Origin of the sequence: Flavobacterium pectinovorum (genome assembly GCF_900142715.1) — a bacterium.
Taxonomy (GTDB): domain Bacteria; phylum Bacteroidota; class Bacteroidia; order Flavobacteriales; family Flavobacteriaceae; genus Flavobacterium; species Flavobacterium pectinovorum.
Map to the genome: position 1 here is coordinate 651,120 of NZ_FRBX01000003.1, position 11,990 is coordinate 663,109.

At 33.3% G+C, this 11,990-nt stretch carries 11 protein-coding genes; 7 read left to right on the forward strand and 4 right to left on the reverse strand.

Annotation, left to right across the window (positions count from 1 at the left end; translation table 11 throughout):
- The first annotated feature begins 37 nt into the window (after positions 1-37).
- The 3 genes from BUE22_RS13450 (at position 38) to BUE22_RS13460 (ending at position 4,452) form a co-directional block, all read left to right on the forward strand.
- Complete coding sequence (locus BUE22_RS13450) at positions 38-625, forward strand: sterol desaturase family protein (RefSeq protein WP_243396846.1); 588 nt, start codon at positions 38-40, stop codon at positions 623-625.
- 90 nt (positions 626-715) lie between these two features.
- Positions 716-2,062 (forward strand): adenylosuccinate lyase, encoded by a 1,347-nt coding sequence (gene purB, locus BUE22_RS13455; RefSeq protein WP_073395451.1) that lies wholly within the window; start codon positions 716-718, stop codon positions 2,060-2,062.
- A gap of 152 nt (positions 2,063-2,214) precedes the next feature.
- Positions 2,215-4,452, forward strand: coding sequence for a cation:proton antiporter domain-containing protein (locus BUE22_RS13460; protein ID WP_042565175.1), 2,238 nt, complete (start codon positions 2,215-2,217; stop codon positions 4,450-4,452).
- Positions 4,453-4,537: 85 nt separating this feature from the next.
- Here BUE22_RS13460 and BUE22_RS13465 read toward each other — a convergent pair whose 3' ends face one another.
- Complete coding sequence (locus BUE22_RS13465; RefSeq protein WP_042565174.1) at positions 4,538-5,176, reverse strand: peroxiredoxin; 639 nt, start codon at positions 5,174-5,176, stop codon at positions 4,538-4,540.
- Positions 5,177-5,287: 111 nt separating this feature from the next.
- Complete coding sequence (locus BUE22_RS13470) at positions 5,288-6,199, reverse strand: AEC family transporter (protein ID WP_073395452.1); 912 nt, start codon at positions 6,197-6,199, stop codon at positions 5,288-5,290.
- A 224-nt stretch (positions 6,200-6,423) separates the two neighbouring features.
- On the opposite strand from BUE22_RS13470, the gene BUE22_RS13475 reads away from it, so the two are divergent.
- The 3 genes from BUE22_RS13475 (at position 6,424) to meaB (ending at position 8,797) form a co-directional block, all read left to right on the forward strand.
- On the forward strand, positions 6,424-6,831 hold the full coding sequence (locus tag BUE22_RS13475) for an Rrf2 family transcriptional regulator (protein WP_073395453.1): 408 nt from the start codon (positions 6,424-6,426) through the stop codon (positions 6,829-6,831).
- A 55-nt stretch (positions 6,832-6,886) separates the two neighbouring features.
- A complete protein-coding gene (locus BUE22_RS13480) occupies positions 6,887-7,528 on the forward strand; it encodes an NAD(P)-dependent oxidoreductase (protein WP_073395454.1) in 642 nt (213 codons plus the stop codon).
- A 171-nt stretch (positions 7,529-7,699) separates the two neighbouring features.
- Positions 7,700-8,797 (forward strand): methylmalonyl Co-A mutase-associated GTPase MeaB, encoded by a 1,098-nt coding sequence (meaB, locus tag BUE22_RS13485; RefSeq protein WP_073395455.1) that lies wholly within the window; start codon positions 7,700-7,702, stop codon positions 8,795-8,797.
- A 60-nt stretch (positions 8,798-8,857) separates the two neighbouring features.
- Here the strand turns inward: meaB and BUE22_RS13490 are convergent, their stop codons facing one another.
- Together BUE22_RS13490 and BUE22_RS13495 are read right to left on the reverse strand one after the other, a co-directional pair.
- A complete protein-coding gene (locus BUE22_RS13490) occupies positions 8,858-10,795 on the reverse strand; it encodes an LTA synthase family protein (RefSeq protein ID WP_073395456.1) in 1,938 nt (645 codons plus the stop codon).
- A 60-nt stretch (positions 10,796-10,855) separates the two neighbouring features.
- Positions 10,856-11,083: a hypothetical protein gene (locus BUE22_RS13495; RefSeq protein WP_017495128.1), complete on the reverse strand. Its 228-nt coding sequence runs from the start codon at positions 11,081-11,083 to the stop codon at positions 10,856-10,858.
- Between the two features lie 368 nt (positions 11,084-11,451).
- Between BUE22_RS13495 and BUE22_RS13500 the strand changes: the two genes are divergently transcribed.
- Entirely contained in the window at positions 11,452-11,970 is a 519-nt protein-coding gene (locus BUE22_RS13500) for a hypothetical protein (RefSeq protein ID WP_042565167.1), read from the forward strand.
- Positions 11,971-11,990 lie beyond the last annotated feature (20 nt).

Here is an 11,990-nt window from a genome sequence, read left to right on the forward strand (position 1 = left end):
GATTGAAAATCTAACGCTGATTTATCTGTCAGTTATTTTGGCAAAAATCATAGAATACGAAAATACCAAATTGAGTAAAAAAGACCGCAAATGGATTATTGCAACTTTGTTTTGCAACACAGTAATAACCCTTTTAGGATTTGAATTGTATCAATATGAAATTATCAAAATAGATTTTTCGCCATCTCTTTTCTCCGTATTATTCGACACTTTAATATTGATTGTAGTAATGGATTTTTTTATGTTTTGCTTTCATTTTCTGGCGCATTATTTAAAATGGTTCAGCCCTATTCATAAGCTTCATCACACACATGTCGAAACCAGTGTTTACAGCCTGTATGTACTTCATCCTATAGAAACTTTGGGTTTTGGATGCATCTGGTTATTTTCGATTACAATACTCGATTTCAATTATCTGAGTATTATTATTTACCTGATTTTAAACTTGGCGTACGGAATATTTGGTCATTTAAAAACGGATATTTTTCCTAAATTTTGGTACAATAATAACATCACAAAATGGATATCTACAACCAAATTTCATTCGAATCATCATAAAAATGAATCTCATAATTTTGGTTTCTATTTTACAATTTGGGATAAAATTTTCAAAACCATCATTTAATTTTAAAGTTGAGATATAATAACGCTTCGGTAATTTTCAGAAGTTTTAACAATACCTTATATTTGCAACTTTCGAACAAACAACATAACAATGACTACTTTAAACGAATTGAATGCTATATCGCCAATTGACGGAAGATATAGAAGCAAAACCCTTTCATTAGCACCTTTTTTCTCAGAAGAAGCTTTAATCAAATACCGTGTATTGGTTGAAATTGAATACTTTATTGCCTTGTGCGAAGTGCCATTACCACAGCTTTCTGGTGTAAATCCAAGTTTATTTGACAGTTTAAGAGACATCTACAAAAAATTCTCTACTGAAGATGCACTTTGGATTAAGGAAACTGAAAAAGTTACCAACCATGATGTGAAAGCAGTAGAATATTTCATTAAAGATGCTTTTGAAAAATTAGGCTTATCTCAATATAAAGAGTTCATTCACTTCGGATTAACTTCTCAGGATATTAACAATACCGCAATTCCGCTTTCTACAAAAGAAGCGTTTGAGCAGGTTTATATGCCATCTTTAATTGCTTTAATTTCTAAATTGAAAGAATTAAGCATTGAGTGGAAAGATATTCCAATGTTAGCTCGTACGCACGGACAACCAGCCTCTCCTACTCGTTTGGGTAAAGAACTTTTGGTTTTTGTAGAGCGTCTTGAAGAGCAAATGCGTTTGTTGTTTAATATTCCGTTTGCTGCTAAATTTGGTGGAGCAACAGGAAACTACAACGCACATCATGTTGCTTATCCGCAAATTGACTGGAAACAATTTGGAAGTAAATTTGTTCAGGACGAACTTGGTTTACACCATTCTTTTCCAACAACACAAATTGAACATTATGATCATTTTGCTGCATTTTTTGATGCTTTAAAAAGAATCAACAATATCATTATCGATTTAGACCGTGATATCTGGACGTATGTTTCTATGGATTATTTTAAACAAAAAATCAAAGCAGGAGAAATTGGATCATCTGCAATGCCACATAAAGTAAACCCAATTGATTTTGAAAACTCTGAAGGAAACTTAGGAATTGCAAATGCTATCTTTGAACATTTGGCAGCTAAATTACCAATTTCAAGATTACAGCGTGATTTAACAGACAGTACTGTTTTACGTAATATAGGCGTTCCAATGGGACACACTATTATTGCTTTTGAAGCATCTCTTAAAGGTTTAAACAAACTACTTTTAAATGAAGGTAAATTTGCTGAAGATTTAGAGAAAAACTGGGCAGTTGTAGCAGAAGCTATTCAGACTATTTTACGTCGTGAAGCGTATCCAAATCCGTATGAAGCTCTAAAAGGTTTAACGAGAACCAATGAAGCTATTGACAAAAAAGCAATTCACAATTTTATTGCGACTTTAGAGGTTTCTGATGCAATTAAGGAAGAATTAATGCAGATAACACCTAGCAATTTCACAGGAATTTAGATAAAACACAAAATATTTTGCTAAAAAAAGCTATCTTTATCGAGATAGCTTTTTTTATTTACCTCGGGAAGCCAGACCAGATTAAAATGTAAGCTTTTTAGTAAAAGCTCATAATCAAACTGGAGGAAGCTCCGAACTAAAACACCGTTTTTATGATTGCCTTAAATGCCGCCGCAGAAACTTCACACCACTTAGAACCTTTGATTAGTGACTTGGGATTAATCCTGATGACCGCCGGAATTGCTGTATTGTTATTTAAAAAAATGAAACAGCCCTTAGTATTAGGATATTTAATTGCCGGATTTTTAGCCGGTAACCATTTTGATTTTTTTCCGTCGGTTACAGACATGAAAAGTGTTGAAGTCTGGGCTGAAATTGGGGTTATATTTTTGCTTTTTAGTTTGGGACTCGAATTTAGTTTTAAAAAGCTGATGAAAGTGGGCGGAACATCCTCCATAACAGCCATTACTCAAATTTTATTCATGGTCGTCATTGGATATTTTATTGGACAATGGATGGGCTGGGGAAAAATGGACAGTATTTTTCTGGGTGCTACCCTTTCAATTTCCTCAACCACAATTATTATTCGTGCTTTTGATGAACTTGGCGTAAAAGGAAAAAAGTTCGTTGGGATTGTTTTTGGAGCCTTAATTGTTGAAGATATAGTTGCCATTTTGATGATGGTTTTGCTGGCAACGGTTGCCGTAAGCGATCAGGTTTCAGGCGCTGCACTATTACAATCTGTTTTAAAATTAGTTTTCTTTTTAATCATTTGGTTTTTGGGAGGAATTTTCATTATTCCCACAATTTTGAAAAAAGCAAAGCATCTTTTGACAGATGAAATGTTGCTAATTATTTCATTAGCACTTTGTTTGATGATGGTTATGTTCGCTGCAAATGTTGGTTTTTCTCCAGCTTTGGGCGCCTTTATAATGGGATCTATTATTGCCGAAACAACTCAGGCTGAAAAGATCGAACATTTGATTCAGCCCGTAAAAGACTTATTTGGTGCTGTTTTCTTCGTATCGGTGGGTATGTTAATTAATCCCGAAACATTGGTTACGTATGCACTTCCTGTTGCTATTATTACGTTGGTAACCATTTTTGGAAAAGCATTCAGTTCTGCAACCGGAGCTTTATTATCCGGTCAGCCGCTTAGACAATCTGTTCAGACGGGAATGAGTTTGGCGCAAATTGGAGAATTCTCCTTTATTATTGCGACTTTAGGAATGAGCCTAAAAGTAACAAGTGATTTCTTATATCCGATAATTGTTGCCGTGTCAGCCATTACAACTTTTACGACACCTTTCTTAATTAAATATTCAGATCCTTTTTCACAATATTTAGAGGAAAAATTACCAAAAAAATGGGTTAAAAACATTAATCGTTATAGCTTAAATGCACAAGCAATAAAATCAGTTAGTACCTGGCAAAAAGTACTTAATACTTATATTATACAAATTGTTTTAAATACGATTATCATTGCTGCCATTATTCTATTGTCATCAAAATTTGTTGCTCCATTGGTCGCAGATACAAGATTTGGAAATACGTTGGCTGCACTTATTACATTAGTTATAATTGCTCCTTTTTTATGGGCACTTTCATTACGACGCGTTGCTGTAGAGGAAGTAGAATTACTTTGGGAAGAACGTAAATATCGCGGAGCTCTTTTGATGATGATTTTAATCCGAATGAGTTTAGGATTATTTTTTATCGGATTTTTATTAAATATTTTCTTCTCTCCATTAGTTGCTTTTGTTGCCTTGATCATAGCTATTGTAGCTTATCAAATATTCCCGAAAAAACTCAACGAACAATATCATAAAATTGAAAATCACTTTTTAAAGAATTTCAATGATCGTGAAAACAAAAAAATAGACAGACGTTATGCTAATTTAATGCCTTGGGATGGTCACATGTCTATTTTTGAAATTGGAAAAGAGTCGAATCTGGCTGGTAAAACATTACAGGAATTGCGTATTCGTGAACAACTGGGAATTAATATTGCCTACATAAGACGTGGAGAAGTAACAATCCCTATTCCGACCAAAACCGAGCGATTATTTCCAGGTGATGAAATTTGTGTAATTGGTACCGATGCACAGGTTACGGAGTTTACAAAATATCTGAATCAGAATGAAACCGAAACGGCCAAATCTGTAGAGGAATCTCAAATTGTATTACGCCAGTTAGAAGTTGCTGACGAAGAATTTATTCAAAAAAGTATCGGACAATTCAGAACAAAAACTAACGGAATGGTTGTTGGAATAGAACGAAACGGAAACAGAATATTAAATCCAGAATCGCATTTGGTTTTAGAACAAAACGATATTATCTGGGTTGTTGGTGATAAAAAAAGAATGAATGAGTTGATGAAGAAAGCTTAGTAAAGTTGCTAAAGTACTAAGGCTCTAAGTTGCTAAGAATTTAACCTTAGAAACTTAGAGCCTTAGCATCTTAGGACCTAAAAAATTATTTATTCGGTTGCGGTGTCATTCTCAAATAAGGTTTTATCGGAGTATGCCCTTTTGGAAATTTTGCAGGAATATCACTATCCGGAACTGCTGGCGTAATTACAACATCTTCACCATCTTTCCAATTTGCAGGTGTTGCAACGCTGTAATTTGCTGTTAATTGCAAACTATCGATAACACGAAGCAATTCATCAAAATTTCTTCCTGTCGAAGCCGGGTACGTAAGCGTCAATTTTATTTTTTTATCGGCACCAATAACAAATACAGAACGTACTGTAAATTTGTCACTTGCATTTGGATGAAGCATATCATATAAAGTGGCTATTTTTTTATCCTCATCAGCAATTATCGGGAAATTTACTGTTGTATTTTGAGTTTCATTGATGTCTTTTATCCACTCTTTGTGTGACTCTAAACCATCAACGCTTAAAGCAATAACTTTTGTATTTCTTTTAGTAAATTCAGGAAGATAATTAGCAACTGTTCCTAATTCAGTTGTACAAACCGGTGTAAAATCTGAAGGATGCGAAAATAAAACTCCCCATGAATCTCCTAACCATTCGTGAAAATGAATTGGTCCTTCTGTAGTTTCTGCAGAAAAATCCGGAGCTATATCGCCTAATCTTAATGTTGACATAATTGTATTTTTTTAGTTCATCTAAAATTAATCAAAAAAAGAACAAGGAAAACATTCAATTCCGAAAAAAAAGTTAAAATTCTATCTTTTCTATCTAATTACTATTCTAAGCTAAATAAAACTAACGACAAAGTACCATATAGCAAGGGTTACAAACGAAACTGGAATTCCGAAACCAATCATCATACTGCTCAATTTTGGCTTTAAACCATAAGTCGAAGCCAAAATTGCACCTGTTATCATCGGTGCCATTGCAATTTCAATAATGGTGATTTTTATAGCTTCAGAATGCTGATTAAAAACAAAAACGTATAAAACCAAAATGATAAACGGAGTGACAATTAGCCGAAAAAAAAGTCCTAGTCGCAAAAATTGCCAGTGCTGACTTTTTCGATCAAAACTCAATTGCAATCCAACTGAAAATAAAGCTAATGGCGTAACTAAACTTCCCAATTTCAATAAAAGAGATTGAAGATTAAGTTCTAAATCGTACTCAAAAACATTCATCAAACAAGCGACAACAAATGTAATAAACGGTGGAAAAAAGATGATTTTCTTAAAAATACTCAGAGCATCCGGACTTCCCTTAGAATAAAAAGCGGCAACGAAAACACCTAAAGTGGAAACAACAACAAAAGTTCCTGGCTGATCTACCAAAACAGCTGTTTCTAAACCTTTTTTCCCAAATAAAGCTTCAACGATTGGATATCCAAGAAAAGATGAATTGCTTAATCCTGCAGTCAGAATTAAACAACCAATCAATTTATTTGACCAGCCTAATCTTTTTCCTAAGAAATGAAAAAAAACAAAAGCCAGTAAAAAACTAATCCAGCCCGCTCCTATTGGAAACAATAACTCATTGCTCCATTTTATTTTCGGAATATGATATAAAGTGATAGCCGGCAGACATAAATAAATGACAATTTTATTGATACTCTTATAGATATGCGTTGGAAATTGCTTTATATTTTTCAAAAGCAATCCTAGAAACAAAAAGAAGAATATTAGAATAAAGTTGTTCATATCAGAGGTTAAGCACAAAAATAAGGATTTATAATTTAGTAATTAGTGCTTAGTCGTTAGTAATTAGTCTAGTACATTTTTAAAGATAGTTTCACTGAAATTCCAAACAATTACTCATTCTCCAAAAATAATTACTAAGAATTAATGACTAGGAACTAAAAAACCTTTAAAATCTTTTTTTATGTGATAAAACGCCTTATATTTGTAACATATTTTATTACAGTATGATTTCAGGTAAATTTGCCATAACAATTCACATTCTTACTTTGCTTACTAAATTCCCAAATGATTATTTATCATCGGAGTTTATTGCGGGAAGCATTAATTTGAATCCTGTTTTGGTTAGAAAAGAAATTGCCAACTTAAAATCACACAACGTTGTAGAAAGTAAAGAAGGTAAAAATGGCGGAACAAAATTGTCTGTTGATCCAGGTAAAATCACCTTAAAAGAGATTTTCGAAATGACTTTTGAAACCATTAATTTAGGTTATGCCAAAAATCAACCCAACCCGGATTGTCCAGTTGGAAAAAAAATCAATCAAAATCTATCTGCTTTATATGCAGATATGAATCAAAAAGTTAGTTTACAACTGGAAGGAATTTCTTTGGAAGATTTTTCGAATCAGTTCTAAAACTATTTTTTTATACAAAACTGTAACATTTTTTATTACTATTAAATTATATATTATGAAAATCGCAATTATTGGAGCAACAGGATTTGTTGGCTCAGCTATTTTAAACGAATTAGCAAACAGAAATCACAACATTACTGCTATTGCCAGAAACCCGAAAGAAACATCAAACGCAACATGGATTGCTACAGACATTTTTAATATTGATGCTTTGGCAGATGTTTTAAAGGGACATGACGTTATTATAAACGCTTATAATCCAGGTTGGACCAATCCTAATATTTATGATGATTTTCTGGCAGGCTCTAAAGCAATTCAGGAAGCTGCAAAAAAATCTGGTGTAAAACGTTTTATCACGATCGGTGGTGCCGGAAGTTTATTTGTTGCGCCAGATTTACAAGCAGTTGACACTCCTGATTTTCCTAAAGAAATCTATCCGGGAGCCAGCGCCGCAAGAGATTATTTGAATATTATTAAAGAAGAAAAAGATTTAGATTGGGCATTTTTTAGTCCGGCTTTCGAAATGCACGCAGGAACAACAACCGGAAGAACAGGAAAATACCGTTTAGGTTTAGAAAATCCTGTTTTTAATGATGAGCAAAGAAGTATTCTTTCTGTAGAAGATTTAGCAGTCGTTATTGCTGACGAAACAGAAACTCCAAAACACCATCAAGTTCGTTTTACAGCGGGTTACTAATTTTTTCGCCACGAATTCACGAATTATTGCGTATAATTTAAACTGTATTTCTACTAAACAGGTTTAAAATAATTCGTGAATTCGTGGCAAAACCTCAACAGTTTCAAAAGCTATTATAGTTTTTGAAACTGTTTTTGTTTTCTGTACTTTTACAATACCAAAAAAAGTATTTTGCCAAGTCCAAATAAACAATCGAGCAGTTTACAAGAAAAAGCCGGAATTTCGCCCCCAGAAATTACCAGTATTTCTGCTATAAATCAAATTCAGAAAAACAGGAAAAAGCAACCTTCTTCAGATGAATTAATTGACGGAATTCTTAACGGAAACAGAACTTCTTTAAGCCGTGCCATAACTTTAGTAGAAAGCACAAATCCCGAACATGCTGAAAAAGCAAATGAAGTTATTAAAGGATGTTTGCCATATGCAAATAAATCGATCAGAATAGGAATTACAGGTGTTCCAGGCGTTGGAAAAAGTACTTTTATCGAAGCTTTTGGAACTTTCCTTACACAGCTGGGCAAAAAAGTGGCTGTTTTGGCCGTTGATCCAAGCAGTTCGCTTTCGCACGGAAGTATTCTGGGCGATAAAACCCGAATGGAAGAACTGGTGAAAGATGAAAATGCTTTTATCAGACCAAGTGCTTCCGGAGATACTTTGGGCGGAGTCGCCAGAAAAACCCGTGAATCAATTATTTTATGCGAAGCCGCAGGTTTTGATACGATCATTATAGAAACCGTTGGCGTTGGTCAAAGTGAAACTGCTGTACACAGTATGGTTGATTTTTTTCTACTTCTAAAAATTTCAGGTGCCGGAGATGAACTTCAGGGCATTAAGCGCGGCATTATGGAAATGGCAGATGCTATTGTCATCAATAAAGCAGATGGCGATAACATCAAAAAAGCAAATCAGGCGAAATTGGAATTCAACAGGGCTTTGCATTTATTTCCTCCAAAAAAATCAAATTGGCAGCCAAAAGTTACCACTTGCAGCGCAATTACAAAAGAAGGTGTATCAGAGATTTGGAACACAATTTCTGCTTATTTTGAAATGACAAATAAAACAGGCTTTTTTCAGGAAAAACGAAAAGAGCAGAATCATTTCTGGATGATGGAAACCATAAACGAACAATTGAAACAGAATTTCTACAATCAGCCAGAAATCATTTCACAATTAGAACAAAACAAAAAAGCAGTGCAAAACGATGAAATTTCACCTTTTGCAGCTGCTCAGAGTTTATTAAAATTGTATTTTAATAAAGGTCCAAAGTAGCAAAGGTTCAAAGGGACAGAGTAAAAACCTTTATCGCTTTGAACCTTTGCTACTTTGGACCTATTTAGTTCCTCTCAACTTATACTTATTCTCCTTATATAAATTCCCTGCTGTAATAACATGCGCCAAAGCATCTTTTGCTAATTCTTCATTTAATTTTACAGGAATTAAGGTTGTATCATTTTTGATTTCGAATTGCAGAGGTTTCAAATTTGGCTGCATAATTACAACCTGATTTTCAACTCTAAATGCGTTGATATCATTAAACTGCATAATCGATCTTCCTTGTGTTTTTGGATCCAGTTGATTTAGGTTTCTACCTACCATTGGTGTTTCAAAAGGAATTCCTAAATAACCCAATAATGTTGGTGGAATATCAATTTGACTTGCCAGTTTGCTGTACGAAACTCCTTTTGCAACTCCTGGCCCCATAATTAAAGCCGGAATATGGAATTTGTTTATTGGTACTAAATTTTTACCGTAGGTTCTTGTATTATGATCTGCAATTACGATGAAAATCGTGTTTTTAAAATAAGCTTCTTTTTTTGCCATTTCAAAGAATTTCCCAATCGAAAAATCGGCATATTTCATTGCATTATTTACTGTCGCAGCCGTTTTGTCATACGTTTTAATTCTTCCTGCTGGATATTCAAAAGGTTCGTGATTTGAAGTCGAAAACATTAAAGAAAAGAAAGGCTTATTCCCTTTTGCTTTAAAATAATTATTTGCTTTTGTTACCAAATCTTCATCAGAATAACCCCAGGTTCCTTTAAAAGCATATTTATTTCCGTCCGATTCAAAATCTGTTTGATCTACGATATCCTCAAAGCCATTTCCGTTGAAAAATGAAGCCATATTATCAAAATTTGCCATTCCGCCATAAATAAAACTAGTGTCATAACCTTTTTGTTTTAAAGCATCTGCAAGCGTGAAAAATCCTTGTTGGGAGTTTCCTAACTTCACAACACTTTCAGACGGTGACGGCAAAAATCCGGTTACAACCGCTTCAATTCCGCGTACGCTTCGGGTTCCTGTGCAATATAAGTTGGTAAACAACAAACCTTCTTTGGATAATTTATCAAATTCAGGTGTTAATGGTTTTCCACCTAAAATTCCAACATATTCAGCTCCTAAACTTTCCTGCAAAAAGATTACTAAGTTATATGGTTTCTTCATAAGAGAATCCGGCTGCTGCACATGTAAAAATGGAATATCAGCATCATTAAAATCACTTTTTCCGGCTATCATGTATTTTTTTACACGAGCAATTGCTTCGGCTTCGTCCATTTTACCATACATTTTTGTGTTTCCTTCGTTTTTAATCGAATAGGCAGCAAAAGCAACGGTATAAAATGAATTCAATCCCAAACAATTTGTCAATTGATCTGTAGAAAAAACAGCATTACTGGCGTTAATTGGACGTTTTGAAACCAAACTTGAACGTGCTCCAAAGAACAATAAAAAAGCCACTAATGGAAAAATCATCAGTTTGAATTTATATTCAGCACTTGTAGAATGAAAAAGCTGTTTTCCTTTTTTGAAAGCAAAATAAATCACAACTCCCAAAATCAGGAAAGTCACAATAATCGAAGTCAGGTAGCTTTTTAAAAGCATTCCAACTACTTCTTTAGGATAAATCAGATAATCTAAGAAAATTTTATTCGGACGTGTATCGTATTGTTTTACAAAATCCGGCGAAGCCAATTCTACAAACAAAATCAGAAACAGGAATAAAAAACTATAAATTACCAAAAATGTATTCGTAAACTTAAGCCATTTATTAGGCAAAAATGTAATTAGTACAGCGGGAAGAAAAGACAAATAACAAAGTAAAATCAAATCCATCCGAAGACCGATTGGAAAAATATACCAGAAATTAGGCGTTTCGACAACTCTATCTTTAAAAAGAAAAAATAAAAAGATTCTACTTAAAGTGGTAATTAGCAATCCGATTGCTATAAAATTAAAAACAGGTTTTAAAAAACGTAAATTTTTCATCAAAAAGATTTAAATGTTTTGGGCTGAGGCCGATACTTTACAGATTCCGCAAAAGTATCTTTATTCTTCGTAACGGTTTATTTCTCTATCGTAAAACTCATTAGCCAAAACAATTAGTCCTTCCATTTCAGCATTCAATTCAGCTTCATCAAGATCTTCGGCTTCTTCCATAAATTCAACCTCATCATCTTTTAAATTGATTATAAACCTTGGGTAATCAAGGTGAATGATGAAAATATCATCCGGGAAATCAGTATTATCTCCAAGTAAAAATTTAGGTAATTCCATTTTTATTTAATTTATTTTTTTGTTTATATTTTTTACCACAGATTGAACGGATTAAAATTATTTTAAAAATAATCTATGAGAATCTGTTACTTATATTTTAATCTCCAAATTTAGTTATTTGAAGATGAATTATGGATTAATTTTTTGGTTGACTAATGAAAGCGAATATACACAAATATTGCTGCTGTCGTTAATCCCGGCAAAGATAATCAGAAGCTTTGAATTCTTAGGTATTATTAAAATTATAAGCAAATATTAAGCATTTAATAGCTCAATACGAGATTATATAAAAATTTCAAAAAATTATATAACAAACACCAAATGCCTTGCGTTTAATTTTACACTATTAATAATTAAAAAATATTGTCATGAGAAAATTACAATTTATATGCCTTGCTGCTTTTGCTTTTTTATACACCAACACAACATTCGCTCAAGACAGTGAAGTAAAAAATTACGATCAGGGATTTAGATTAGGTTTTGGGGTAAACGGTGGTTTGCCAACTGATAATGCTTACGATTGGTCTCTTGGTGGTGACGTTCGTTTACAATATGATTTATCAAGAAGAACTTCACTTACATTAACTACTGGTTTCACCAATTTATTTATGGGAAAAGATGAAAATGGAGTTGATGTAAATGATCTTGGATTTATTCCGGCAAAAGCTGGTTTTAAAGCTTTTGTATGGGAAGATCAATTTTATGTTCTTGGTGAAGTTGGTGCCGGTTTTGCCGTAACAAACGGTTATGACGATACTACTTTTTTATGGGCACCCGGAATTGGATATGCTAACAAATACATTGATATCAGTGTACGTTACGAAGATTACAATAAATTCAAAACAAATCAGGTAGCGCTTCGTTTAGCGTATGGATTTGATTTGTAAAAAATACTTTCATTTTTATT

Excerpts from the sequence above, each read along its gene's own strand:
- purB (WP_073395451.1), top strand. The coding sequence starts at position 716 with ATGACTACTTTAAACGAATTGAATGCTATATCGCCAATTGACGGAAGA.
- BUE22_RS13460 (WP_042565175.1), top strand. The coding sequence starts at position 2,215 with ATGATTGCCTTAAATGCCGCCGCAGAAACTTCACACCACTTAGAACCT.
- BUE22_RS13465 (WP_042565174.1), bottom strand. The coding sequence starts at position 5,176 with ATGTCAACATTAAGATTAGGCGATATAGCTCCGGATTTTTCTGCAGAA.
- BUE22_RS13470 (WP_073395452.1), bottom strand. The coding sequence starts at position 6,199 with ATGAACAACTTTATTCTAATATTCTTCTTTTTGTTTCTAGGATTGCTT.
- BUE22_RS13475 (WP_073395453.1), top strand. The coding sequence starts at position 6,424 with ATGATTTCAGGTAAATTTGCCATAACAATTCACATTCTTACTTTGCTT.
- BUE22_RS13480 (WP_073395454.1), top strand. The coding sequence starts at position 6,887 with ATGAAAATCGCAATTATTGGAGCAACAGGATTTGTTGGCTCAGCTATT.
- BUE22_RS13490 (WP_073395456.1), bottom strand. The coding sequence starts at position 10,795 with ATGAAAAATTTACGTTTTTTAAAACCTGTTTTTAATTTTATAGCAATC.
- BUE22_RS13495 (WP_017495128.1), bottom strand. The coding sequence starts at position 11,083 with ATGGAATTACCTAAATTTTTACTTGGAGATAATACTGATTTCCCGGAT.
- BUE22_RS13500 (WP_042565167.1), top strand. The coding sequence starts at position 11,452 with ATGAGAAAATTACAATTTATATGCCTTGCTGCTTTTGCTTTTTTATAC.